Below are 22,309 nucleotides of genomic sequence, written 5' to 3'. Positions count from 1 at the left end.
TTCCTTTGCGTTTAGCCGTTACGGCAAGGCCTCCTATAGGACTGCCCAGCCATGATTGGCAACGCCCGCTTCGGGCCGCCCGATATGCCTTTCCGGGTTTCTCCGTCCCGTCGGGACGTCTAGGTCTGTGACCTAGGGCTTTTCCGATCCGTCCATCGGAATGATCACCTCGTCCTGGTGATTGACGCCCAGTTTCTCGCGCACATATTCGTCCGCCAGATCGGGGTCGACGCGCCGGCGATCGAGCAGGTTGACGCGGTTCTGCAGTTCGTTCTGCTTCTTGGCCAGTTCGCTCAGCACGACGCGCTTCTTCTCGACCGACTGGCTGTAGTCGCCCCAGGCGTAGAGCCCGGTCGGACCGAAGATGATATAGCCGATCATCGCCAGCACCGCGATCAGCGCCACGGCGGGACCGACGGCCCGGCTCATCGACTTGCGGAATTTGTGGCGCTGCGTCATTCGGGCGTTGAATCACAAGTGATTCCAGACGTCAAGCGGCATGATGCGATCCTCCTCCGCCTTCGGACGAAACAGGCGGGAACCGGGCTTGCGCGGGGCAAAAGCCTGTGGGAAGACGCCCGAAATGAGCAGCCATCACGATGATCGCGTCCGCGAACAGTTCGGCCCGACCGCCCGGTCCTATGTCACCAGCGCCGTGCATGCGACGGGGGACGATCTTGCGCGGATCGCCACGCGCGCCGCGGCGTTGCGTCCGCGGCGCGCGCTCGACCTCGGTTGCGGCGGAGGCCATGTCGCCTATGCGATCGCGCCGCACGCGGTTGCCGTCACGGCGTGCGACCTGTCGTCCGACATGCTCGCGGCGGTCGAGGCCGAAGCCGCGCGGCGACAGATCGGCAATATCGAGACGATCGTCGCCTCGGCCGAAGCCCTGCCCTTTCCCGACGGCAGCTTCGACTTCCTCGCCTGCCGCTTTTCGGCCCATCACTGGCGCGACGCCGAGGCGGGGCTGCGCGAAGCGCGGCGCGTGCTGGCGCGCGGGGCCCCGGCCCTGTTCATCGACATCGTGTCCCCCGGCGAAGCCGCCCGCGACACGCATCTTCAGTCGGTCGAGCTATTGCGCGATACGTCGCATGTCCGCGATTATTCCCAGGCCGAATGGACCGCGATGCTGGCGCGCGCCGGCTTCTCGGTCGGCGCCGTCGTCACGGCGCGGCTACGAATGGATTTCGCCGACTGGACCGCGCGCATGCGAACGCCGCCCGTCCAGGTCGAAGCGATCCGCGCGTTGCAGGCGGCGGCGAGCGATACGGTCGCGCGCCATTATGCGATCGAGGCCGACGGCTCCTTCACGATCGACATGGCGCTGTTCGAAGCCGCGTAGCTCAACCGAAGATCGACGCACCCGGATAGCGCGCCATATCGCCCAGTTCCTCCTCGATGCGGATGAGCTGGTTGTATTTGGCGAGCCGGTCGGACCGCGCGAGGCTGCCGGTCTTGATCTGGCCGCAGTTGGTCGCGACGGCGAGATCAGCGATCGTCGCATCCTCGGTCTCGCCCGAACGGTGCGACATCACCGCCGTGTAGCGCGCGCGATGCGCCATATCGACCGCGTCGAGCGTCTCCGACAGCGTGCCGATCTGGTTGACCTTGACGAGCAGCGAATTGGCGAGCCCGCTCTTGATCCCCTCTTCGAGGCGCGCCGGGTTGGTGACGAACAGGTCGTCGCCGACGAGCTGGCACCGGTCGCCGATCAGATCGGTCAGCGCCTTCCAGCCGGTGAAATCATCCTCGCTCATCCCGTCCTCGATCGACTTGATCGGGTAATCCCTGACCAGCGCGGCGAGATAATCGGCCATTTGTTCGGGGGTCAGCGACAGGCTTTCGCCACTGATCTCATATTTGCCGCCCTTGAAGAATTCGGTCGCGGCGCAATCGAGCGCCAACACGACGTCGCTGCCCAGCTTGAACCCGGCCTGCTCGACCGACGCGGCGATGAAGTCGAGCGCGTCGCGCGTCGAGGCGAGGTTCGGGGCAAAGCCGCCCTCGTCGCCAACCGCGGTCGCGAGCCCCTTTTGCGCGAGCCCCTTCTTCAGCGTGTGGAAGATTTCGCTGCCCCAGCGCACGGCATCGGCGATGCTGCCCGCGCCGACCGGCATGATCATGAATTCCTGCACGTCGATCGGATTGTCGGCATGCTCGCCGCCGTTGATGATGTTCATCATCGGCACCGGCAGGGTACGCGCCGACACGCCGCCGACATAGCGGTAGAGCGGCAGGCCGCGCGCATCGGCCGCGGCCTTCGCGGCGGCCAGGCTGACGCCCAGGATCGCATTGGCGCCGAGGCGGCCCTTGTTGGGCGTGCCGTCGAGGTCGATCATCGCAATGTCGAGGTCGCGCTGATCCTCGGCCTCCATGCCGATCAGCGCCTCGGCGATCTCGCCGTTCACCGCCGCGACGGCCTTGGTCACGCCCTTGCCCAGATAGCGCGCCTTGTCGCCGTCGCGCAGTTCGACCGCCTCGTGCGCGCCGGTCGAGGCGCCCGAGGGCACCGCGGCGCGGCCGAAGCTGCCGTCCTCCAGCAGCACATCGACTTCGACGGTGGGATTGCCGCGGCTGTCGAGGATTTCGCGGCCGTGGATGTCGATGATCGCGCTCATGGGTCGGGTCCTGTTGAAAAGGCCATCGCTGGCCGGATGAGGAAGGCGCCCGCCTGTTATCGACGCCGCGCCGGCAAGGCAACCGGTGCCGCGGGAATTTTCGCGGGAAATTCGCGGCGCTATGGAACCATTCGGCGCGCCTTGCTATATAATGGGGACAGGATCATCGACGGCACGGCAGGCGTGGCGTTCGACACAGATGAAGAGGATGACGTGATGGCCAAAGCCGCTACTCCCGCGACGAAAAAGGCTGCTCCCCGCGCCAAGGCACCGGCAAAGGCCGGTGCGACCAAGGCTGCCCCGGCTCGCAATCCCGCGACCGTGAAGGCGGCGAAGGACCATCCAATCCGCGATCAGCTTGCCGCGACGCGCGACACGATCAAGACCGAAGCCGGCAAGAAGGCCGCCTCGCTGAAGGACGAAGCGACGACGCTCGCCAACCAGGCATCGACGAAGGCCCGCGACGCGGCAGCCAAGGGCAAGGACAAGGCCGCCGAAGCCGTCGGCAGCCTCGCCAAGATGCTCGAGGACAGCGCCGGTACCGTCGACAGCAAGTTCGGCAAGCAATATGGCGACTATGCTCGCTCGGCCGCCTCGACCGTCGCGGGCCTCGCCTCGACGCTCGACCAGAAGGATCTCGACGAACTCGCCGCTTCGACGCGCGATTTCGTCAAGAAGAGCCCGGCGGTCGCTGTCGGCGCCGCGGCGGTGATCGGTTTCGTTCTCGCCCGGATGCTGAAGGGCTCGAACAACGGCTGATCTGTCTTGCCGCCGCACGATCCCGACACGCCGCCCGCCTCCGATCGGCGCGCCTTCGACGGCGTAAGCCACGGTTACGCGCCCAACGGCCCTGCCGCGCCGCCTCCTCCGGTGCCGCTCGAGGACATCGTCCGCGATGTCGTCGACAATCTGTCGACGACCGCCAGAGCGGAACTGGCGCTGCTCGAAGCACGCGGCGCGCTCGCCGGACACGGGGTCAAATGGGCGTCGGCCTGGGGTTTCGTCGCCGCCTGCGCGCTGCTCGTGGCGATGCTGGCGGTGGCGTTCGGCGCGATCCTGGTTCTCGCACCGCACGTCGGGCCGTTGCTCGCGACGCTGATCGTCTTTGCGTCGCTGATCGCGCTTGCGGGCTTCGCCGGGTGGCGCGCGAAGGTCAGCGTCGGCGATGTCAGGACGGCGCTGCGCCGCGACCTGATGCACGAGGGAGACGACGACTGATGCCCGCATCGCGCAACCGCCTGATCAACGCCGCGCGCCGGTCGATGATGCAGCGCGCACAGCTGCGCCGCAAACTGGACGTGGCGCAGCAGGCCTTCAAACCGCAGGCGCTCGTCGATCGCGGCAAATATCGCCTGAGCGCGGCGGTCGACGACACCGCGCACGCGGTCCGCAAGCAGTTTCGCGACAACCGCCTGCCGATCACGCTGGCCGCCGTCGCCGGGCTCGCATGGATGTTTCGCGAACCGATCAGAACACACGCCCCCACGGTCGGGCGCAAGGCACGCGATCTAGCGAACGCGCTCGCCGAACGACTGCGCCCCGCCGACAAGGCTGCGGACGAAAGTGCACAGACGATGGAGAATGACGATGAAGCCCTTCGGTGAGACCGCCCGCGACGCGCAGGCGAAAGCGAATGAACTTGCGGAGAAAACCGCCGAAAATGCCCGCGCAACCGCCGAGGCGGCTAAGGCGCGCATCCAGGAAGGCTATGGCCGCGCCCGCGCGGCGACGAGCGATCTCGCGACCAAAGGCCGCGAACAGGCCGACGCGGCACGCGAGGCGGCGGAGCAAGCCTATGAGAAGGGCAAGGCCCAGGCGAAGCGTGCGGGCGGCAAGCTCAAGACCGTGGCCGAGGAACAGCCGCTTGCCCTGCTCGCCGGCGCCGCGGCGGTGGGGGCGCTGCTCGGCTCGCTGCTGCCGAAGCGCGGGGATTCCGAATAGGCCGTCATCCGCACTGAGCCGGCGCGCTGAGCCGGGAGCGCCGAAGCAGGTCCGCCGTGGTCTGCTGCGACCATGGCGGCCCCTTGCCGTAACGGCGCGGGGCTGTTAGGGGCGCGCCCTTCCCTCCCCAGCGCTGCACGCCAAGGAATATAGACAATGAGCAAGCTGCACCTCGTCTTCGGTGGTCGCGTCAGCGATCCCCAGGGCCTCGATTTCGTCGACCTGAACAACCTCGACATCGTCGGCCTGTTCCCCGACTACAAGGCCGCCGAAAAGGCATGGCGCGCCGCCGCGCAGCGCACCGTCGACGACGCCGAGATGAAATATGTCGTCGTCCACCTGCACAAGCTGCTGCAGCCCGACGCCGACGCCTGATCCGTCGTTCCGCCGCAAGCCGGGATCGCCTGCTTCCTTTCCCACATCCGCCGTCTGCTCGGTCCACGCTAATCGTTTGCGGATTCGGCGACGAAGTGGCAGATAACCGGCGCTGGATCGGCGGGAAACGGGATATGCACTGGGGCGACACCGTAAAATCGAAGATCGAAACGGTCGGCTCCCTCGTTCTGGGAATCGATCCGGCGCCGGATCATGCGCCCTTGTCGCTGTGCGACCGGTCCGATCTGTTCCTGGAACGATACGTCACGGCCCTTCTCGACGGCGCGGAAGGCAAGGTCGGCTTCGTCAAATTCCAGTCGGCCTATTTCGAGGCATTCGGCAGCGGCGGGATGGTCAGCCTCGCACGATGCATCGCGATCGCGCGCGAACGGGGGATGTCGGTGATCCTCGATGCGAAGCGCGGGGATATCGGATCGACCGCCGATGCTTATGCGCGCGCCTATCTGGTGCCGAGCGGCTCGGACCTTGAAGTCGACTGCCTGACGGTCAACCCGTTCCTGGGGCCGGAAACGCTCGAGCCCTTCGTCAATTGCGCCCGCGATTACGGCAAGGGGCTCTTCGTTCTCGTCAAAACCTCCAATCCCGGATCGGGTTGGCTTCAGGATCAAATCGTGGATGGCACTTCGGTATCGGAGCGATTGGCCGAAGCCGTAGCCGTCTGGGCGGACGAAACCATCGGCGATCATGGGATAGGCGCGGTCGGCGCCGTCGTCGGCGCGACCTACCCATCGCAGGGCCAACGATTGCGAACCGTCATGCCGCGCTCGATCTTTCTCGCGCCGGGCCTGGGTTTTCAGGGCGGGGACCCGCGCGCGACGTCCGCCCTCGCGACGCCGACCGGGCCCGTGCTCGTTTCCGCCTCGCGCGGCGTCGCAGCCGTCGAAGATCGCGAGATGCCGCTCGATGCCTATCGCGCCCTGATCCGAAGCCGCCTTGACGGATTTCGCCAGACCCTCAGCCCCGCCGCGATACCCGCTTCCTTGCCGGGATGATGGTCAGCGAAAATTGTCGGCGTAGGCCTGGATCTTCAGACGGCGCGTCGGCGTCGGGATGATTTCGACCTCCAGCCCTTCGCGCTCGGCATAGGCGAGCGCCTCGTCGCGGCTCGCAAAGCCCAGGCGAAGCTGACGCTGCGTGTCGCCGCTGCCCGCCCAGCCCATCAGCGGATCGGCCTTGCGCGGTTCGGCGGGGGCGAACTCCAGCATCCAGCGCTGCGTTCCGGCGCGGCCGGACTGCATCGCATTCTTGGGCTTCTGGAAAATCCGCGCTTTCATGGTTCGTCCTCAACTGGTGCTGGTGCCGATGCCGCCGCCTTAGCCATTTGCGGCGCGCCCGGAAAGAGGGCTTATCGCGCGTCGCGTCGCGCCTGCGCCGCCTTGGTGAGCAAGGTCGGCCGCGCGCTCGCCGGGTCGTCAGGCCAGCTGTGTTTCGGATAGCGTCCGCGCATCTCGCGCGCCACCTCGTGCCAGCTTCCTTTCCAGAATGAGACGATGTCGCGCGTCGTCTGGATCGGGCGATGCGCCGGCGAGGTCAGCGCGAGGACGAGCGGCATCGGCGGATCGCCGACGGTCGGATGGCGCGCAAGACCGAACATCTCCTGCACCCGCACGCCGACCGTCGGTCCGCCCTCGGCGCCATAGTCGATCGCGTGGCGGCTGCCCGCCGGCGTCGCATAGTCGGCGGGCGCCAGCTTCTCGAGCAACTGCCGCGCCGGCCAGTCGAGCAGGCCCGCCAACGCGTCGGCCAGCCGCCGGTCGCCGATGTCGCGCAGTCCCCGGCAACTGCCGAGCAACGGTTCGAGCCAGATGTCGAGGCTGTCGGCAAGCGCGGCCGTCGACAGCGCGTCGAGCCCGGCGAAAGAGGCCCGCTGGCGCAGCGCCTGCGATGCCGGGCCCCAGCCGATCAGCCCGAGCCCCTTGTCGCGCACCGCGGCAAGCCGCACCGCGCCGTCGTCCTCGGCCCCGGCCTCGCGCGCCGTCCTGCCGCTTGTCAGCACAACCGCGCCCAGCCGCCGTTCGCGGCGGTGATCGACGCGGTCGCTATCGGCGTCGTAGCGGCTCGCCGTCTGCTGAACGATGCGGTCGGCGAAGATCGCCTCGACCTCGGCCGCGTCGATCGCCGCCGCGGCGAGGATGCGCACGCCCGCCGCATGCCCTTGCGCATCGGCGATGGCGAGCCATTCGCTACCCGCGAGCGGATCGACGGGGTCGATGCGATAGGCGCGCCCGCCGACGCCCAGATATTCGCCGCGCTGGCCGGCGCGCCGGCGCGCGACGCGGTCGGGCCACGCCGTCGCGATCCAGCCGCCGATCGAGCGCGTTTCGCCCGACCCGGACGGTTCCGCCAATCGCTCGCCCAGCGCGACAAGGCGCCGGGCCAGACGTATCGCGCCCTCGGCGCGGTCGCCCCTCATCGCCTTCCAGCGGCCGAGCCGCGCCTCGATATCGACGCCGCGACCGCCAAGCCCCGGCTCGGTGAGCAGCACCGCGAGCCGCGCCGCGAGACCGGCCTCACCCGCCCCCGCCGCGTCGAGCAGCATGTGCGCAAGCGGCACCGGCAGCGGCACGGCCGCGAGCGCCTGGCCATGCGGCGTGATCCGCCCGTCGTCGCCGAGCGCGCCGATCGCCTGCAATCGCCCCTTGGCCTCGGCGACCGCGGCCGGCGACGGCGGATCGAGCCAGCCGAGCTGCCGCGGATCGACGATGCCCCAGCTCGCGCAATCGAGCACGACCGGCATCAGGTCGTTCTCGTGGATTTCGGGCGGGTCGAACGGCGGCATGCCCGCGGTCGCCGCCGCTTCCCACAGCCGATAGGCAACCCCCGGCGCCTGACGCGCCGCACGCCCCGCACGCTGGGTCGCCGATGCCTGGCTTGCCCGTTCGGTGACGAGCCGCGCGATCCCCGCCGCCTTGTCGAAACGCGGGCGGCGCGACAGACCGGCGTCGATGACGATGCGCACGCCGTCGATGGTCAGGCTGGTCTCCGCGATGCTCGTCGCGAGGATCAGCTTGCGCCCGCCATCGGGGTCGCGCACCAGCGCCTTGCGCTGCTGCGCCGGGTCGACCTGCCCATGGAGGCGATGGACGACGAGAGGCAGGCCGGCCGCCTCGACCGCCGCCGCGGCGCGCTCGATGTCGGCGGCGCCGGGCAGGAAGGCGAGCATGTCGCCCTCCGGTTCGCCGGCCATCGCCTGCCGCACCGTCGCCAGCAGCGATGCTTCGAGCCGATCTTCGGCGCGGCGGCCGACATGCCGCAGGTCGAGCGGCCAGCTTTTCCCTTCGCTCCGGATCACCGCCGCGTCGCCGAGCAGCGCGGCGAAACGCGCGCCGTCGAGCGTCGCCGACATGGCGACGAGACGCAGGTCGTCGCGCAGTCCCTGCTGCGCGTCGATGGCCAGCGCGAGCGCGAAATCGCCGTCGAGGCTGCGTTCGTGGACCTCGTCGAACAGCACCGCCGACACGCCCTGAAGCTCCGGGTCGGCGAGGATGCGATTGCGGAACAGGCCGGGGGTCATCACCAGCAGCCGCGTCGCGGGCGACTGGCGGCTGTCGAGCCGCGTCGCATAGCCGACGATCCCACCGACCGCGGCACCCATTTCCTCGGCGATCCGTTCGGCCGCGGCGCGCGCCGCGAGCCGGCGCGGCGAAAGCAGCCATACCGCGCCCTTGCACCACGGCTGGTCGAGCAGGGCGGGCGCGACGCGCGTCGTCTTGCCCGCGCCGGGCGGCGCGACGACGACGGCATTGGGTTTCAGGGTCAGCGCCGCCAATATGTCGGGCAGCACCCCGTCGATCGGCAGGATCGTCGACCCGCGCGTCATCCCCGGTTCAATAGGCGCGGGCGACCGCGAAGGCGACGGCCTCGGTCAGCGCCGCCTTGGCACGGCTGGCGCGGAAGCCGCCGATCGCATCGACCGCGCGCTGGCCGTAGTGACGCGCCCGCGCCAGCGTGTCGGCAATCGTGTCGTGCTTCAACAGCAGCGCGGTCGCATGGGCGAGGTCGTCGTCCGAGGTCCGGTGGCCAACGATCGCCTGCTTCCAGAATTCGCGCTCCTCCGCCGTGCCGCGCGCATAGGCGAGGATGACGGGCAGCGTGACCTTGCCATCGCGGAAATCGTCGCCGACCCCCTTCCCCATCGTCGCCTCGTCGGAGACATAGTCGATCGCATCGTCGACGAGCTGGAAGGCGATGCCGAGATTGCGGCCATAGGCGTCGAGCGCCGCCTCGGTCGCCTCGTCGCGTTCGGCGACCACCGCCGCAATCTTGCACGCCGCGGCGAACAGCTCGGCGGTCTTGGCGTTGATGATCTCGAGATACTGGTCCTCGCTCGTCTCGATCCGGCGCTGCGCCGAAAGCTGGTTCACCTCGCCCTCGGCAATCACCGCGGACGCGCGGGAGAGGATTTTCAGCACCTTCAGCGAGCCGTCCTCGACCATCACCTCGAAAGCGCGGCTGAACAGGAAATCGCCGACGAGGACCGACGCGCTGTTGCCCCAGATGATGTTCGCGGTCTTGCGGCCGCGGCGCAGGTCCGACCCGTCAACGACATCGTCGTGGAGCAGCGTCGCGGTGTGGATGAACTCGACCGCCGCGGCGAGCTTGCAATGACGGTGGCCCGGATAATCGAGCAGCTTTCCGCACGCCAGCGTCAGCATCGGCCGCATCCGCTTGCCGCCGCCCGCGATCAGATGGCCCGCCAGCTCGGGGATCAAGGGCACCTGCGACTGCATGCGGTCGAGGATGACCGCATTCACCTCGTTCATGTCGGCGGCGACGAGCGCCATCATCGGGTCGAGCGAGGGCGGCCGGTCGCCGTGGAGCTGGAGGATTTCGGCAGTCATGACGCGGCGAGCCTTGGCCGCGCCATCCCGATTTTGCAACGACTTTCGGCTTGCCAGCCGCCCCCCGCCGGTGCCAAGCGTGCCGGGCACGAGAGGAGCCGCGCATGGACGACCAGTTGAGCCGTTACCGCCAGAGCATCGACAATATCGACGCGGCGCTGATCTATATGCTCGCCGAACGGTTCAAGGTAACGAAGGCGGTGGGCGAGCTGAAGGCACGGATCGACCTGCCGCCCGCCGATCCCGACCGCGAGGCGCGCCAGGTCGAACGGCTGCGCGGCCTGGCCCGCGAGGCCGACCTCGACCCCGAATTCAGCGAGAAATTCCTTCGCTTCATCATCGACGAAGTGATCCGCCACCACGAACATTTCAAAAGGGAGGCTGGTGCATGACCCTCAATCACCCCATCTTCGCCAGATGGCCGGCACGCCATCCAGAGCGGCTGCAACTCTTCACCGCGCCGACCCCCAACGGCGTCAAGGCGAGCATCATGCTCGAGGAAACGGGCCTGCCCTATGAGGCGCATCGCATCGACATCATGGCGAACGAAAGCCATGACCCGGCCTTTCTGGCACTGAACCCCAACGGCAAGATTCCGGCGATCTACGATCCCGACGGACCGGGCGGAAAGCCGCTGGCGCTGTTCGAATCGGGAGCGATCCTGATCTATCTCGCCGACAAGACGGGGATGTTCCTGCCCGCCGATCCGAACGCCCGCTACGAAACGATCCAGTGGGTGATGTGGCAGATGGGCGGTGCCGGCCCGATGTTCGGCCAGCTTGGCTTCTTCCACAAGTTCGCCGGACGCGAATATGAGGACAAGCGTCCGCGCGACCGCTACGCGGCCGAATCCGCGCGGCTGCTCGGGGTGCTCGACGACCGGCTCGATGGACGGACGTGGATCATGGACGAGGGATACAGTATCGCCGACATCTCGCTGCTCGGCTGGGTGCGCAACCTGATCGGGTTCTACGACGCCGCCGACATCGTCGGATACGAACGGTTCCGCAACGTCCAGGCGTGGCTCGACCGCAGCCTCGCGCGGCCGGCGGTGCAGCGCGGGCTGGAGGTCGGGGCGGCTTAAGCCACAAAAGCCCCGTATGCGCGATTGGGCAGGCGAACGGCGAACGGGTCAAAGAGCCATCGTCATGCCGGCACGGCCGGATAATGCAGGACAGCGGAATTTCGCGCGGGTTCGGTGAGCCGGAGGGTGGAGCGCCCTTCTTACTTTCACCTTGTCGTTCCCGCGAAAGCGGGAACCCAGGGAAAGGTCAGCTGACGCATGCTCTGGATCCCCGCTTTCGCGGGGATGACGAAGATGGGGAATGACCACCGCTCCAGCAACCTGTGCCGCTACCCCGCCGGTAGCCGTAGGCGCACGAGCGCGCCGCCCAAATCCTCGCTTTCCTCCAGCGCGACGCTGCCGCCATAGATTTCGGCGACATCGCGGACGATCGCCAGGCCCAGACCGGTTCCGGGCTTGTTGCTGTCGAGCCGTACGCCGCGGTCGAAGATGCGATCGCGATCGGTCGGCGAAATGCCCGCGCCGTCGTCCTCGATCAATATCTCGGCCATGTTGCCGTCGCGCTGCACCGTGACGAAGACGCTACCACCACCATATTTGGCGGCATTGTCGAGCAGGTTGCCGACCAGTTCGTCGAGGTCCTGGCGCTCGACGCGCGCGACGACATTCCTGTCGCCCGCGGCGTCCAGCCGCACGTCGGGATAGAGCGCGGCGACCGCGCGCGACACGCTGTCGACGCTGGCGAAGACATTGGCGCGCGCCTGCGCCGCGCCGCGCCGACCGACCGCGCGCGCACGCGCCAGATGATGGTCGACCTGCCGCCGCATCGCCGCCGCCTCGCGCCGCACGATCTCGGCAAGATCGCTCGTCGACTCCGCGGCGCTGGTGAGCAGGACGGTCAGCGGCGTCTTGAGCGCATGGGCGAGATTGCCGGCATGCAGCCGCGCCTCCTCCGCCTGCTTTTCATTGTGCGCGAGCAGCGCGTTGAGTTCGTCGACCATCGGCTGCACCTCTAGCGGCAGCGGCGCGATGATGCGGCGATTTTCCCCGCCGCGCATCGCCGCGATCGCGCGGCGGATATGGCGCAGCGGCCACAGGCCATAGAAGGTCTGCAAGCCCGCGAGCACGATCAGGCCGAGGCCGAGCAGCGCCAGGCTGGGGATCAGCGTCGCGCGCACCGCCCGGATCTGAAGGTCGAGCGCCTCGCGCGACTGGGCGATCTGGAAGCGCCAGTTGACCTTGCTGCCGGGCAGCACGACATCGCGTTCAAGCACGCGCAGCTCCTCGTCGGGGAACTGGCGGCTGTCGTAGGTGTGGAGTTGCCGGTCGTCGTGCTTGTCCGACGTGTCGAGGCGACGCTCCCACAGCGAGCGCGACGGATAGGGCTCCTGTCCGCCGCCGCTGATCTGCCAGTAAAGGCCGCTGTAGGGTTCGAGGAATCGCTGGTCGCCGAGCGGCTCGATCATCCGCACCTCCCCGTCGGGACCGATTTCCGACGAGCGGATCATCGCGATCAGCACATATTCGAGGTTCGAATCGAAATTGCGCGTGATCGCGCCAGTCAGCACCCGGTCGAGCGCGAAGCCGCCGCCGATCAGCAGCAGCGATATCCACAGCGCGGCGATCGCGATCATGCGCCGCGCCAGCGAGCCGGTGATGCGGCTCGTCAGCGCCGGGCGCGATGCGAAATCGTCGCTCGCCGCTTCTGCTTTCGCCGCATCCCCCTCGGTCATCGGCCGACGGTCAATCCTGTGGATCGTCGAGCTGGTATCCGAGGCCGCGGATGGTGGTGATGATGTCGGCGCCCAGCTTCTTGCGGATGCGCGTCACGAAAACCTCGATCGTATTCGAATCGCGGTCGAAATCCTGATCGTAGATATGCTCGATCAGCTCGGTGCGCGACACCACCTTGCCCTTGTGGTGCAGGAGGTAGGAGAGCAGCTTATATTCCTGCGCGGTCAGCTTCACCGGCTCGCCGCCGAGCGTCACCCGGCCCGAGCGGGTGTCGAGGCGCACCTTGCCCGCGACGAGTTCGCTCGACGCATTGCCTGAGGCACGGCGGATCAGCGCGCGCAGCCGCGCGATCAGTTCCTCGGTCTGGAAGGGCTTGGCGAGATAGTCGTCGGCACCGGCGTCGAGCCCGGCGACCTTGTCCGACCAGCTGTCGCGCGCGGTCAGGACGAGCACGGGGAAATTGCGCTTTTCCTTGCGCCAGCGGTCGAGCACGGTCAGCCCGTCGACCTCCGGCAGGCCGAGGTCGAGGATCGCGGCATCGTAGCTTTCGGTCGAACCCAGAAAATGCCCCTCCTCGCCGTCGGTGGCAAGGTCGACGGCATAGCCGTTCGCTTCGAGCGTCGCCTTGAGCTGCGGCCCGAGCGTGGGTTCGTCTTCAACAATCAGGATCCGCATTCAAAGGCCTTTCTGCCGCGGACCGGCACCCGCCGGCCGCCTGGGTTGCGACTGTCTAACAACTCCGAACGATCATCGCAAAATGTCGTTGCACGAAGCGGGATTCAGCGGAAGGAATTCAGGGCTTGCGGCCCACGATGCGGCCGGTGCGCGCGTCGACATAGACGACGACGACCTGGCTGCCGTCCATGAACTTGAGCGCATAGACCATCTGGCTGGCGATGAACTGCGGCCCGCCGAGATAGGTCATTCCATTATAGGGCGGACGCGAGCGCACCTCCGCGATCAGCTTGTTGAGCGGGATCACCTCGCCCTGCGCCGCCGCCTCGCGCAGATGGTCCTGATCGCGGTCGCCGCGCGCGGCCGCGGGGGCGCCCGTCGAAAGCAGGACCGCCGAAGCGAGCGAAAGGATCAGGGCGCGGGTCATGACCGCATCCTGTAAGTCCGACGCATTGAATAGGCGATGAATGACGTGGTCAGCCCCCATATCGCTTCGGGTTCGGCCGTCCGGACCATGGTGGGCGCGGCAAGGATTGAACTTGCGACCCCACCCGTGTGAAGGGTGTGCTCTACCACTGAGCTACGCGCCCGTTCCGGCATGTTGCGGCTGATGCCGCGTCCGAAAGCGGGTCGTCCATAACCGCTGCGGCGATGATTGCAACGGGCTTTTGCACGCACCGCATGCAAATCGGGCCGCGACTTGCGCCGCGGCCCGAGATTTGTTCGCCAAAAGGCGCCTGCCTTAGTTGCAGGCGTCCTTGAGGGCCTTGCCGGCCTTGAACTTCGGCTGGTTCGACGCCGCGATGGTCATCGTCTCGCCGGTGCGCGGGTTGCGGCCGGTCGACGCCTTGCGCTTGCTGACCGAGAACGTCCCGAAGCCGACGAGACGGACTTCGCCGCCCTTCTTCAGCGATGCGGTAATCGCGTCGAAAACGGCCTCGACCGCCTTGCTCGCATCGCCCTTGGTCAGGCCGCTCGAGTCAGCGACGGTGGCGATCAGGTCTTGCTTGTTCATGCCTAAGGAACCCCTGTGAGTGGTTGTAAGTGATTCATGGCCTTGCCATGGCGCGTCACTAACGCCGTTTCACCCCGCCTTGTCAAAGCAAAAAACGGGGAAAAACGCCCCGAATCGGCGTTTTTGCGACGAAAAGCGCTCCGTACGCCACGCCCGGTCGGCGCCCGGTCAGTGCCGGATCGCCGATTCGGGGTCGGCGCCGGGCGCCAGCGGCGGCGACGCGGCCAGTTCGTCGGCCTCGGTCCACTCGATCGGTTCGACGGGTCCGGTCAACGCTTCGGCCAGGACCTGATCGGCGTGACTGACCGGCACGATCCGGAGCTTCTCGGTGATATTCGCCGGAATCTCGACCAGATCCTTCTCATTCTCCTCGGGAATCAGGACGGTCGTGATGCCGCCGCGCAGCGCCGCGAGCAGCTTTTCCTTGAGCCCGCCGATCGCGAGCACCCGCCCGCGCAGCGTCACCTCGCCGGTCATCGCGACATCCTTGCGCACCGGGATGCCGGTGAGCGTCGACACCATCGCGGTGACCATGCCGACGCCCGCCGACGGACCGTCCTTGGGCACCGCGCCTTCGGGCAGGTGGATATGGATGTCCTTGCGCGCGAACAGGCTGGGCTTGATGCCATAGGCCGGGGCGCGCGCCTTCACGAAGGACAGCGCGGCCTGCACCGATTCGGTCATCACCTCGCCGAGCTTGCCGGTCGTGCGCACCTGGCCCTTGCCGGCAACGGTCACCGCCTCGATCGTCAGCAGTTCGCCGCCGACCTCGGTCCAGGCAAGACCGGTGACCGCACCGACCTGATCCTCGCGATCGCCGACGCCGTGGCGGAATTTCCGCACGCCGGAAAACTCGGCCAGATTCTCGGGCGTAATGGTGACGCTCGTCGCCTTGCCTTCGAGAATCCGGCGCAGCGCCTTGCGCGCCAGCCGCGCGATCTCGCGCTCCAGCGTGCGGACGCCCGCTTCACGCGTGTAGTAACGGATGAGGTCGCGCAGCCCGTCTTCGGTCAGTTCGAACTCGTCGGGCTTCAGCCCATGCGCCTCGACCTGCTTGGCGATCAGGTGACGCTTGGCGATCTCGACCTTCTCGTCCTCGGTATAGCCTTCGAGCCGGATGATCTCCATGCGGTCGAGCAAAGGCTGCGGCAGGTTGAGCGAGTTGGCCGTCGTCACGAACATCACGTCCGACAGGTCGACGTCGATTTCCAGATAATGGTCCTGGAACTTCGCATTCTGTTCGGGATCGAGCACCTCGAGCAGCGCCGACGCCGGGTCGCCGCGGAAATCCTGGCCGAGCTTGTCGATCTCGTCGAGCAGGATCAGCGGGTTCATCGCCCCCGCCTTCTTGAGGTTGGTGACGATCTTGCCCGGCAGCGAGCCGATATAGGTGCGGCGATGGCCGCGAATCTCGGCCTCGTCACGCACGCCGCCCAGCGACTGGCGCACGAACGCGCGGCCCGTCGCCTTGGCGATGCTGCGGCCCAGCGAGGTCTTGCCGACGCCCGGCGGGCCGACGAGGCACAGGATCGGCCCCTTCAGCTTGTTGGTCCGCGCCTGCACCGCGAGATATTCGACGATGCGGTCCTTGACCTTTTCGAGCGCATAATGGTCGTCGTCGAGCACCGCCTGCGCGGTCGCGATATCCTTCTTGAGCTTCGACTTCTTGCCCCAGGGCAGGCCGAGCAGCGTGTCGAGATAGTTGCGGACGACCGTCGCCTCGGCCGACATCGGCGCCATCGCACGCAGCTTCTTCAATTCGGCTTCGGCCTTGGCCTTGGCTTCCTTCGACAGCTTGAGCGTGTCGATCTTCGTCTGGAGTTCGGCAAGATCGTCGCCACCCTCGCCATTGTCGTTACCGAGTTCGCGCTGGATCGCCTTCAACTGTTCGTTGAGATAATATTCGCGCTGGCTCTTCTCCATCTGCCGCTTCACGCGGCCGCGGATCTTCTTTTCGACCTGCAGCACGCCGAGTTCGCCCTCCATGAAGGCGAACACCATTTCGAGCCGCTTGGCGGGCGCCTCTTCCACAAGCAGCGCCTGCTTGTCGGCGACCTTGATGTTGAGGTTGCCGGCGACCGAATCGGCGAGGCGCGAGGCGTCGTCGATCTGCGAGAGTTGCACCGCGGTTTCGGCGGGCATCTTCTTGTTGAGCTTCGCATATTGCTCGAACTGGTCGACCACCGACCGCATCAGCGCGGCGGTGTCGACGCTGTCGTCGACCGCGTCGGCGGTGGGATCGACGGTCGCCATCACGGCCTTGTCCTCGGTCGCGAGGTCGATCAGCCGGGCGCGCTGCTTGCCCTCGACGAGCACGCGGACGGTGCCGTCGGGCAACTTCAGGAGTTGGAGCACCGTTGCAATTACGCCGGTATCGTAGAGGTCGTCGCGTACCGGATCGTCCTCGCCCGGATCGAGCTGGGCGACGAGGAAGATTTCCTTGTCGGCCTCCATCGCCGTCTCGAGCGCCGCGACCGAACGGTCGCGGCCGACGAACAGCGGAACGATCATGTGCGGGAAAACGACGATGTCACGTAGCGGAAGAAGGGGAAAGGTCTGGCTCATCAGGGCTCCTGGAAGGCGCTCCGAGCGGACGCGCCTCCCTGTTCATAGGGTCGTTATCGCTAATATGGCGTAACCTGCCGCCTATTCAATGACACGGGGCTGAACGGCGACCTCCCAACTCCGCGAACGGGGGTTCAGGACGCCGGGGAGACCTCAGAACGGCAGCTTGAAGCCCGGGGGCAGCGGCAGGCCGCTCGTCATCTTGCCCATTTCCTCGTTACTCGCCTGGTCGGCCTTGTCGCGCGCGTCGTTGAAGGCGGCGGCGAGCAGGTCCTCGAGCATCTGCTTCTCGCCCGGGACCATCAGGCTGTCGTCGATCGCGATGCCCTTGATCCGCCCCTTCGCGCTGGCGCGAATCCGCACGAGCCCGCCGCCCGAGACGCCTTCGACCTCGATCGTGTCGAGCTTGGCCTGCGCCTCCTGCATCTGCGCCTGCACCGAAGCGGCCGCTTCCTGCGCCGCCTTCATCATTTCCTCGATGGATTTCATGACTGGAACCTTTGCTGATGATGCTCGTCCTCGACAAGCCTTGCGTCGGGAAAAGCCGCCAGGGCAGCCTTCACGACAGGCAGTTCGCGAATCCGCGCGTCATTGTCGGCGCTCTTCGCTTCCGCCACGTCCTTCAGGCTCGGGCGCGCCTCGCCTTCGCCGGCGCGCACTTGCCAATGACTGCCCGTCTGCGCGCGCAGCACCTCCCCCAGCCGGCGCGCGAAATCGCCGTCGAGCGTCGGGACCGCGGCGAACACCAGCAGCCCGGGCTCCAGCTCGATCACGCGCACCTCGTCATGGACCTGCCGTGCGAGCTGCTGGTGCCCGCTGCTGTCGAGAAGATGATGAATCTGCCGGATCGTGAGCGCCACCGCCGGAGTCTCGGCGGGCGCCACTGCCGCGCTCTCCGGTCCGGCCGCCGCGGGACCCGGCGAAGGGGGCGCCGACAGGGCGGACGCACCGCCCGCCTCGATGCGCTTCGCGAGCTCGCCCGGATCGGGCAGCGAGGCGGCGTAGATGACGCGCAGCAGCAGCATTTCGAGATGCTCGAGCGGATTATTCGCGCGCAGCACCTCCTCATGCCCCTTGAGCAGGAGCTGCCAGAGGCGGTTCAGCGGCGCGAAGCCCAGCTTCTGCGCCCAGTCGCCGATGCGCGCGCGGTCATCGTCCGACAGCGCCGGGTCCTCGTGGCGCGACACCTTGGCAAGGGTGACGGCATGCGTCAGGTCCATCAGCCCGCGCACCATCGCGACCGGTTCGATCCCCAGCGCATATTGGGCGCGGGCGAGGTCGATCGCGCCGCCCGCATCGCCCTCCAGGATCGCCGCCATGAGTTGCGCGATCGTCGAGCGATCCGACAGGCCGAGCATCGTGCGCACCTGCTCGGCGGCGATCCGGCCACCGCCGCCGCCGGATTCGAGATCGGCGTGCGCGATCGCCTGGTCGAGGATCGACAGCCCGTCGCGCACCGAACCCTCGGCCGCATTGGCGATCAGCCAGATCGCCGGCGCCTCCGCCTCCACCCCTTCCTTCTGGAGGATGGCGCTGAAATGCGCGAACAGCATGTCGGGGGTGATGCGGCGGAGGTCGAAGCGCTGGCAGCGCGACAGCACCGTCACCGGCACCTTGTTGACCTCTGTCGTCGCAAACAGGAACTTGACGTGCGGCGGGGGTTCCTCAAGCGTTTTCAGCAGCGCGTTGAAGGCGTTGCGCGACAGCATGTGCACTTCGTCGATGATGTAGATCTTGTAGCGTGCCGACACCGCGGCGTAGCGCACCGCCTCGATGATCTCGCGCACGTCGTCGACGCCGGTGTTCGACGCGGCATCCATCTCGATCACGTCGATATGGCGGCCTTCGGTGATCGCGCGGCACGGTTCGCAGACGCCGCACGGATCGATCGTCGGCCCGCCCTGCCCGTCGGGACCGATGCAGTTGAGCGCCTTGGCGATCAACCGCGCGGTCGAGGTCTTGCCGACACCGCGCACCCCGGTCATCAGGAAAGCATGCGCGAGCCGATCGCGGGCGATCGCATTGCCGAGCGTGCGGACCATCGCGTCCTGGCCGATCAGTTCGGCAAATGTCTGCGGCCGATATTTGCGCGCAAGGACGCGGTAAGGCCCGGCCTGCGCGGCGGGCTGCGCCGGCGTTTCGGGCAGGTCCATTCCCGGCATCGCGGGTTCGTCGTCGGCGGAATCGCTCATGCGTCCGTCTTAGGGGCGGCCGGAGCGCTTGTCGAAGGGGAATGCGAGGCCGCCGCGCCCACATGCTTACGTCATCCCGGGGTGACGATTCAGACATGTCGTGAGGGTGGGAGCCGGAACGACCCGCAGCGAATTCGTTGCGGCTGCTTCCTTCCGGACCTGACCGGGTTGGCGAAGACTGCGTCCGCCCGACTCCCGGCGCGGATATGGCGGCGGATCGCGCGAAATGCAAGCAGGAGCCGTTCTGTAGACATCTTTCGGATTTGAATTTCCATTTCCGGCTTCCTACAGATCATGGCGGCACCCGGAGGACGGACGATGGAAGCCAGCGTAAGAAGGTTCTTCGAAAGATATGAGAGCGTCTTCAACCGCTCCCTCGCCGGCGACACCGATATGACGGAGGTCGCGGCGCTATATGCGTCGGAGTTCATCGCAGCATCGCCTGAGGGCGTGGTGACCGGCAAGAACGACGATCAGCTGAAACAGGTCATGGCGCAGGGCTATGAACGCTATCGAGCGATGGGGACGAAGGAAATGCGGATACGCGACATCCGCGTTTCCCCCATGGATGAGCATCATTGCGTGGCCCATGTCGCCTGGACGGCGCATTATACCCGCAAGGATCGACCGGAGGTGACCATAAACTTCGATGTCCACTATTTCGTTCAGAAACTGGAGGACGAACCAAAGGTTTTCGGCTGGGTATCGGGCGACGAACAGGCGCTTCTGAAAGAGCATGGCATCGTCTGAGGCCGATTCAACGCGCGCCCTGCATGTTGCGGCTTTCCCCCGGGATATGCACGGTCAGCCCGTCGAGCGCCTCGGTCAGCACGATCTGGCACGACAGGCGGCTGGTGCGGCGGGCGCCGGCGGCGAGGTCGAGCATATCCTCTTCCTCTTCGCTCGCGGGCGGCAGGCGGTCGAAATCCCCGCGCGCGACGATGACGTGGCAGGTCGAGCAGGCCATCTGGCCTTCGCATGTGCCCTCGAGCGGCATCAGATGCGCCTGCGCGACGTCGAGCAGGATGTCGCCGGGGGCGGCCTCGGCCTCGGTGCGGCCCTTGCCATCGGCGTGGATGAAAGTGACGCGCATCAATCGACTCCCTGCAGCCGCGCCGCGTCCCTGATCGCAGTCAGGCCGTCGCGCAATTCCGCCTCGCTGGTATAGCGCCCCCAGCCGAGACGGATCGAGGCGCGCGCGTCGGCCTCGCTCACCCCCATCGCGCGCAGCACATGGCTGACCTTTCCGGAGCCGCTGCCGCACGCGCTGCCGAGCGAGAAGGCGACGTTCCGCGCATCGGACATCAGGCGCAGTCCGTTCACCCCCTCGCGGCGGATGTTGAGATTGCCGTGGTAGCGCCGCTCGGCCGAGCCGTTCACCGTCCATCCGGGCAGGCAGTCGAGCGCAAGCGACCAGAGGCGCTCGACATGCTGGGCATCAGCGTCCGCGCGCTCCGCCATCAGCGCCGCCGCCGCGCCGAAACCGGCGCACAGCGCGGGCGACACGGTGCCCGACCGCATCCCCTGTTCCTGCGCGCCGCCGAGCAGCAGCGGCGGCAGGTCGACGCCGTCCTTCACCCACAGCGCGCCGATCCCCTTCGGCCCGTGGATCTTGTGCGCCGACAGCGCGATCAGGTCCGGCCCATCGGGAATCGCGACGCGGCCGTAACCCTGCACCGCATCGCACAGCAGCAGGCTTTGCCTCGCATGCGCGGCGGCGACGAAATCGGCGACCGGCTGGATCGTCCCGACCTCATTGTTGACGAGCATCGCCGCGACGATGCCGCCCTCCGGAATCAGCGCCGCATCGGGGGGGAGCGCCAGCCCCTCGCCATCGACCGGCAGGACCGCCGCATTCAGGCGTTCGAGGCATTGCAGAGACGCGGCATGTTCGATGGCGAGCCCCGCGACGCCGCCCGGCTTCGCCTCCGCTCCGCGCAACAGCGCCCAGTTGAGCGCCTCGGTCGCGCCCGAGGTGAAGAAGACGCGCCCTCCCTTCGGCAGCAGCGCCGCGACCTGGTCGCGCGCCACCTCGACCGCGGCGGCGGCGGCGCGGCCGGCCTTGTGGGTGCTCGACGGATTGGCAAAGCTGTCGCCTTCACCCCCCAGCCAGCGCAGCATCGCCTCGCGCGCTTCGGGAGCGAGCGGCGTGGTGGCTTGGTAGTCGAGGTAGATCATTCCACGAGCCTCTATTCTTCCCTCTCCATCCTCGTCACCCCGGACTTGATCCGGGGTCCCGCTCAGCGACGTGGGAAAGCGGGGCCCCGGATCAAGTCCGGGGTGACGAATGAAGGGTAATCACCATCTTATTGCGAGCGATTCGCAAAAGTTGCAACTTGCCACCGATTTTCTATATAGACGCCAATTCCGCTCCGCCACCCCGTACCCCACGCGAATCGGTGGCCAGCCCGACACAGATAAAGGTGCTCCATGCCCGACGTCATTTTCCCCGGCCCCGAGGGCCGCATCGAAGGCCGCTTCTCTCCCCCGCCGCGCCCGCGCGCGCCCGTCGCGCTGATCCTGCATCCGCATCCGCAGGGCGGCGGCACGATGAACGACCGCATCACGCAGGCGATGTACAAGAGCTTCGTCGCGCGCGGCTTTGCGACGCTGCGCTTCAACTTCCGCGGCGTCGGGCGCAGCCAGGGGACGTTCGACAACGGCATCGGCGAACTCTCCGATGCCGCGTCGGCGCTCGACTGGGTGCAGTCGATCCATCCCGAGGCGCAGACGACCTGGGTCGCCGGCTTCAGCTTCGGCGCCTGGATCGGCATGCAGCTTCTGATGCGCCGTCCCGAGATCCGCGGCTTCCTGTCGGTGGCGCCGCCCGCGAACATGTATGATTTCAGTTTCCTCGCGCCCTGCCCTTCGTCGGGGATCATCGTCGCGGGCGGCGCGGACGAGATCGTGCCGCCCACCGCGGTGCAGAAGCTGGTCGACAAGCTGCGCACGCAAAAGGGCATCACCATCCATCATGACGAGATTCCGCGCGCGAACCACTTTTTCGAGCATGAGCTCGACCAGTTGATGAAGAGCCTCGACAATTATCTGGACATGCGGCTCGCGCCCGATTCACCGATCCGGTAACACCCCGTCGCGGGGGCGACGGATCAGGTCGTCGGGATCAGCCAGATCGCGACATTGGCGAACATCACCAGCGCCGCGACGAACATCAGCAGCGCGCGGCGCCGGTCGCCCTTGCGAAAGAGATAGGCGCCGCCGCCGGTCAGCGCGACCCCGGTGAACACCAGAACGGACATGATCGTGTCGGACATCGCGCCGCCTTATCGCCCGCGTCACAAATTTAC

At 67.2% G+C, this 22,309-nt stretch carries 26 protein-coding genes, 1 tRNA gene and 1 other RNA gene; 11 read left to right on the top strand and 17 right to left on the bottom strand.

The features are described 5' to 3' along the window. Positions 1-132 precede the first annotated feature (132 nt). Complete coding sequence (locus tag ABS88_RS11495) at positions 133-459, bottom strand: FtsB family cell division protein (protein ID WP_067107690.1); 327 nt, start codon at positions 457-459, stop codon at positions 133-135. A 124-nt stretch (positions 460-583) separates the two neighbouring features. On the opposite strand from ABS88_RS11495, the gene ABS88_RS11490 reads away from it, so the two are divergent. Beyond that, positions 584-1,342, top strand: a complete 759-nt coding sequence (locus ABS88_RS11490; RefSeq protein ID WP_286749829.1) for a class I SAM-dependent methyltransferase — start codon at positions 584-586, stop codon at positions 1,340-1,342. Position 1,343: 1 nt separating this feature from the next. Here the strand turns inward: ABS88_RS11490 and eno are convergent, their stop codons facing one another. Further along, the gene (eno, locus tag ABS88_RS11485; RefSeq protein WP_286749828.1) at positions 1,344-2,618 is read right to left on the bottom strand and encodes a phosphopyruvate hydratase; all 1,275 of its coding nucleotides are present in this window, start codon (positions 2,616-2,618) and stop codon (positions 1,344-1,346) included. Between the two features lie 216 nt (positions 2,619-2,834). Between eno and ABS88_RS11480 the strand changes: the two genes are divergently transcribed. From ABS88_RS11480 to pyrF, 6 genes are all read left to right on the top strand, one after another. Further along, entirely contained in the window at positions 2,835-3,377 is a 543-nt protein-coding gene (locus ABS88_RS11480) for a hypothetical protein (protein ID WP_076077885.1), read from the top strand. Between the two features lie 6 nt (positions 3,378-3,383). Continuing rightward, positions 3,384-3,836, top strand: a complete 453-nt coding sequence (locus tag ABS88_RS11475) for a phage holin family protein (RefSeq protein ID WP_067107697.1) — start codon at positions 3,384-3,386, stop codon at positions 3,834-3,836. Continuing rightward, positions 3,836-4,222, top strand: coding sequence for a hypothetical protein (locus ABS88_RS11470; RefSeq protein ID WP_286749827.1), 387 nt, complete (start codon positions 3,836-3,838; stop codon positions 4,220-4,222). The genes ABS88_RS11475 and ABS88_RS11470 overlap by 1 nt, the downstream gene beginning before the upstream one ends. Beyond that, positions 4,206-4,559, top strand: a complete 354-nt coding sequence (locus tag ABS88_RS11465) for a hypothetical protein (protein ID WP_212599067.1) — start codon at positions 4,206-4,208, stop codon at positions 4,557-4,559. The genes ABS88_RS11470 and ABS88_RS11465 overlap by 17 nt, the downstream gene beginning before the upstream one ends. A gap of 156 nt (positions 4,560-4,715) precedes the next feature. Further along, complete coding sequence (locus tag ABS88_RS11460) at positions 4,716-4,934, top strand: DUF4170 domain-containing protein (RefSeq protein WP_067107700.1); 219 nt, start codon at positions 4,716-4,718, stop codon at positions 4,932-4,934. Further along, positions 4,838-5,947 carry an orotidine-5'-phosphate decarboxylase gene (gene pyrF, locus ABS88_RS11455; protein ID WP_286749826.1) on the top strand — a complete coding sequence of 370 codons (1,110 nt, stop codon included), beginning with the start codon at positions 4,838-4,840 and terminating at the stop codon, positions 5,945-5,947. Before ABS88_RS11460 ends, pyrF begins: the two co-directional genes overlap by 97 nt. Before the next feature lie 3 nt (positions 5,948-5,950). Here pyrF and ABS88_RS11450 read toward each other — a convergent pair whose 3' ends face one another. From ABS88_RS11450 to ABS88_RS11440, 3 genes are all read right to left on the bottom strand, one after another. Beyond that, a complete protein-coding gene (locus ABS88_RS11450) occupies positions 5,951-6,229 on the bottom strand; it encodes an ETC complex I subunit (protein ID WP_067183988.1) in 279 nt (92 codons plus the stop codon). Between the two features lie 71 nt (positions 6,230-6,300). Further along, positions 6,301-8,775, bottom strand: a complete 2,475-nt coding sequence (gene hrpB, locus ABS88_RS11445; protein WP_286749825.1) for an ATP-dependent helicase HrpB — start codon at positions 8,773-8,775, stop codon at positions 6,301-6,303. Between the two features lie 7 nt (positions 8,776-8,782). After that, the gene (locus tag ABS88_RS11440; RefSeq protein ID WP_067107808.1) at positions 8,783-9,796 is read right to left on the bottom strand and encodes a polyprenyl synthetase family protein; all 1,014 of its coding nucleotides are present in this window, start codon (positions 9,794-9,796) and stop codon (positions 8,783-8,785) included. 104 nt (positions 9,797-9,900) lie between these two features. On the opposite strand from ABS88_RS11440, the gene ABS88_RS11435 reads away from it, so the two are divergent. Further along, complete coding sequence (locus ABS88_RS11435) at positions 9,901-10,188, top strand: chorismate mutase (RefSeq protein ID WP_067107705.1); 288 nt, start codon at positions 9,901-9,903, stop codon at positions 10,186-10,188. Beyond that, positions 10,185-10,880, top strand: a complete 696-nt coding sequence (locus tag ABS88_RS11430) for a glutathione S-transferase N-terminal domain-containing protein (RefSeq protein WP_286749824.1) — start codon at positions 10,185-10,187, stop codon at positions 10,878-10,880. The genes ABS88_RS11435 and ABS88_RS11430 overlap by 4 nt, the downstream gene beginning before the upstream one ends. A 269-nt stretch (positions 10,881-11,149) precedes the next feature. Here ABS88_RS11430 and ABS88_RS11425 read toward each other — a convergent pair whose 3' ends face one another. The 9 genes from ABS88_RS11425 to ffs all read right to left on the bottom strand — a co-directional run bounded on the left by ABS88_RS11425 (position 11,150) and on the right by ffs (position 19,201). Continuing rightward, on the bottom strand, positions 11,150-12,553 hold the full coding sequence (locus ABS88_RS11425; protein WP_502686146.1) for a sensor histidine kinase: 1,404 nt from the start codon (positions 12,551-12,553) through the stop codon (positions 11,150-11,152). Between the two features lie 10 nt (positions 12,554-12,563). Then, positions 12,564-13,229, bottom strand: a complete 666-nt coding sequence (locus ABS88_RS11420; protein ID WP_286749823.1) for a response regulator transcription factor — start codon at positions 13,227-13,229, stop codon at positions 12,564-12,566. Between the two features lie 118 nt (positions 13,230-13,347). Then, the gene (locus tag ABS88_RS11415; RefSeq protein WP_067183997.1) at positions 13,348-13,656 is read right to left on the bottom strand and encodes a PepSY-associated transmembrane domain-containing protein; all 309 of its coding nucleotides are present in this window, start codon (positions 13,654-13,656) and stop codon (positions 13,348-13,350) included. Between the two features lie 88 nt (positions 13,657-13,744). Next, a tRNA-Val gene (locus ABS88_RS11410) sits at positions 13,745-13,819 on the bottom strand. Between the two features lie 152 nt (positions 13,820-13,971). Further along, the gene (locus tag ABS88_RS11405; protein ID WP_067107716.1) at positions 13,972-14,244 is read right to left on the bottom strand and encodes an HU family DNA-binding protein; all 273 of its coding nucleotides are present in this window, start codon (positions 14,242-14,244) and stop codon (positions 13,972-13,974) included. A 168-nt stretch (positions 14,245-14,412) separates the two neighbouring features. Continuing rightward, positions 14,413-16,809 carry an endopeptidase La gene (lon, locus tag ABS88_RS11400; protein ID WP_286749822.1) on the bottom strand — a complete coding sequence of 799 codons (2,397 nt, stop codon included), beginning with the start codon at positions 16,807-16,809 and terminating at the stop codon, positions 14,413-14,415. A gap of 153 nt (positions 16,810-16,962) precedes the next feature. Next, positions 16,963-17,298 (bottom strand): YbaB/EbfC family nucleoid-associated protein, encoded by a 336-nt coding sequence (locus ABS88_RS11395; protein WP_067107723.1) that lies wholly within the window; start codon positions 17,296-17,298, stop codon positions 16,963-16,965. Then, positions 17,295-19,001 carry a DNA polymerase III subunit gamma/tau gene (locus ABS88_RS11390; protein WP_082797028.1) on the bottom strand — a complete coding sequence of 569 codons (1,707 nt, stop codon included), beginning with the start codon at positions 18,999-19,001 and terminating at the stop codon, positions 17,295-17,297. The genes ABS88_RS11395 and ABS88_RS11390 overlap by 4 nt, the downstream gene beginning before the upstream one ends. Before the next feature lie 102 nt (positions 19,002-19,103). After that, positions 19,104-19,201, bottom strand: an RNA gene (gene ffs, locus ABS88_RS11385) — signal recognition particle sRNA small type. Between the two features lie 118 nt (positions 19,202-19,319). On the opposite strand from ffs, the gene ABS88_RS11380 reads away from it, so the two are divergent. Next, positions 19,320-19,751, top strand: a complete 432-nt coding sequence (locus ABS88_RS11380; RefSeq protein WP_286749821.1) for a DUF6841 family protein — start codon at positions 19,320-19,322, stop codon at positions 19,749-19,751. A gap of 7 nt (positions 19,752-19,758) precedes the next feature. Here ABS88_RS11380 and ABS88_RS11375 read toward each other — a convergent pair whose 3' ends face one another. Together ABS88_RS11375 and ABS88_RS11370 are read right to left on the bottom strand one after the other, a co-directional pair. Continuing rightward, entirely contained in the window at positions 19,759-20,097 is a 339-nt protein-coding gene (locus ABS88_RS11375; protein WP_286749820.1) for a 2Fe-2S iron-sulfur cluster-binding protein, read from the bottom strand. After that, a complete protein-coding gene (locus ABS88_RS11370) occupies positions 20,094-21,179 on the bottom strand; it encodes a cysteine desulfurase family protein (protein ID WP_286749819.1) in 1,086 nt (361 codons plus the stop codon). The genes ABS88_RS11375 and ABS88_RS11370 overlap by 4 nt, the downstream gene beginning before the upstream one ends. 252 nt (positions 21,180-21,431) lie before the next feature. Between ABS88_RS11370 and ABS88_RS11365 the strand changes: the two genes are divergently transcribed. Further along, positions 21,432-22,088 carry an alpha/beta hydrolase gene (locus ABS88_RS11365; RefSeq protein WP_067107735.1) on the top strand — a complete coding sequence of 219 codons (657 nt, stop codon included), beginning with the start codon at positions 21,432-21,434 and terminating at the stop codon, positions 22,086-22,088. A gap of 23 nt (positions 22,089-22,111) precedes the next feature. Here ABS88_RS11365 and ABS88_RS11360 read toward each other — a convergent pair whose 3' ends face one another. Next, entirely contained in the window at positions 22,112-22,276 is a 165-nt protein-coding gene (locus tag ABS88_RS11360) for a hypothetical protein (RefSeq protein ID WP_169799658.1), read from the bottom strand. Positions 22,277-22,309: the final 33 nt, after the last annotated feature.

This window comes from Sphingopyxis sp. SCN 67-31 (assembly GCF_001725095.1).
The sequence above is the reverse complement of the archived record's forward strand: the minus strand, read 5'-3'. Positions and strand labels throughout refer to the sequence as shown.

What these genes read in the sequence shown, in the direction of transcription:
- ABS88_RS11495 (WP_067107690.1), bottom strand. Translation starts at nt 459, where the DNA reads ATGACGCAGCGCCACAAATTCCGCAAGTCGATGAGCCGGGCCGTCGGT.
- ABS88_RS11490 (WP_286749829.1), top strand. Translation starts at nt 584, where the DNA reads ATGAGCAGCCATCACGATGATCGCGTCCGCGAACAGTTCGGCCCGACC.
- eno (WP_286749828.1), bottom strand. Translation starts at nt 2,618, where the DNA reads ATGAGCGCGATCATCGACATCCACGGCCGCGAAATCCTCGACAGCCGC.
- ABS88_RS11480 (WP_076077885.1), top strand. Translation starts at nt 2,835, where the DNA reads ATGGCCAAAGCCGCTACTCCCGCGACGAAAAAGGCTGCTCCCCGCGCC.
- ABS88_RS11470 (WP_286749827.1), top strand. Translation starts at nt 3,836, where the DNA reads ATGCCCGCATCGCGCAACCGCCTGATCAACGCCGCGCGCCGGTCGATG.
- ABS88_RS11465 (WP_212599067.1), top strand. Translation starts at nt 4,206, where the DNA reads ATGAAGCCCTTCGGTGAGACCGCCCGCGACGCGCAGGCGAAAGCGAAT.
- ABS88_RS11460 (WP_067107700.1), top strand. Translation starts at nt 4,716, where the DNA reads ATGAGCAAGCTGCACCTCGTCTTCGGTGGTCGCGTCAGCGATCCCCAG.
- pyrF (WP_286749826.1), top strand. Translation starts at nt 4,838, where the DNA reads ATGGCGCGCCGCCGCGCAGCGCACCGTCGACGACGCCGAGATGAAATA.
- ABS88_RS11450 (WP_067183988.1), bottom strand. Translation starts at nt 6,229, where the DNA reads ATGAAAGCGCGGATTTTCCAGAAGCCCAAGAATGCGATGCAGTCCGGC.
- hrpB (WP_286749825.1), bottom strand. Translation starts at nt 8,775, where the DNA reads ATGACGCGCGGGTCGACGATCCTGCCGATCGACGGGGTGCTGCCCGAC.
- ABS88_RS11440 (WP_067107808.1), bottom strand. Translation starts at nt 9,796, where the DNA reads ATGACTGCCGAAATCCTCCAGCTCCACGGCGACCGGCCGCCCTCGCTC.
- ABS88_RS11435 (WP_067107705.1), top strand. Translation starts at nt 9,901, where the DNA reads ATGGACGACCAGTTGAGCCGTTACCGCCAGAGCATCGACAATATCGAC.
- ABS88_RS11430 (WP_286749824.1), top strand. Translation starts at nt 10,185, where the DNA reads ATGACCCTCAATCACCCCATCTTCGCCAGATGGCCGGCACGCCATCCA.
- ABS88_RS11425 (WP_502686146.1), bottom strand. Translation starts at nt 12,553, where the DNA reads ATGACCGAGGGGGATGCGGCGAAAGCAGAAGCGGCGAGCGACGATTTC.
- ABS88_RS11420 (WP_286749823.1), bottom strand. Translation starts at nt 13,229, where the DNA reads ATGCGGATCCTGATTGTTGAAGACGAACCCACGCTCGGGCCGCAGCTC.
- ABS88_RS11415 (WP_067183997.1), bottom strand. Translation starts at nt 13,656, where the DNA reads ATGACCCGCGCCCTGATCCTTTCGCTCGCTTCGGCGGTCCTGCTTTCG.
- ABS88_RS11405 (WP_067107716.1), bottom strand. Translation starts at nt 14,244, where the DNA reads ATGAACAAGCAAGACCTGATCGCCACCGTCGCTGACTCGAGCGGCCTG.
- lon (WP_286749822.1), bottom strand. Translation starts at nt 16,809, where the DNA reads ATGAGCCAGACCTTTCCCCTTCTTCCGCTACGTGACATCGTCGTTTTC.
- ABS88_RS11395 (WP_067107723.1), bottom strand. Translation starts at nt 17,298, where the DNA reads ATGAAATCCATCGAGGAAATGATGAAGGCGGCGCAGGAAGCGGCCGCT.
- ABS88_RS11390 (WP_082797028.1), bottom strand. Translation starts at nt 19,001, where the DNA reads ATGAGCGATTCCGCCGACGACGAACCCGCGATGCCGGGAATGGACCTG.
- ABS88_RS11380 (WP_286749821.1), top strand. Translation starts at nt 19,320, where the DNA reads ATGGAAGCCAGCGTAAGAAGGTTCTTCGAAAGATATGAGAGCGTCTTC.
- ABS88_RS11370 (WP_286749819.1), bottom strand. Translation starts at nt 21,179, where the DNA reads ATGATCTACCTCGACTACCAAGCCACCACGCCGCTCGCTCCCGAAGCG.
- ABS88_RS11365 (WP_067107735.1), top strand. Translation starts at nt 21,432, where the DNA reads ATGCCCGACGTCATTTTCCCCGGCCCCGAGGGCCGCATCGAAGGCCGC.
- ABS88_RS11360 (WP_169799658.1), bottom strand. Translation starts at nt 22,276, where the DNA reads ATGTCCGACACGATCATGTCCGTTCTGGTGTTCACCGGGGTCGCGCTG.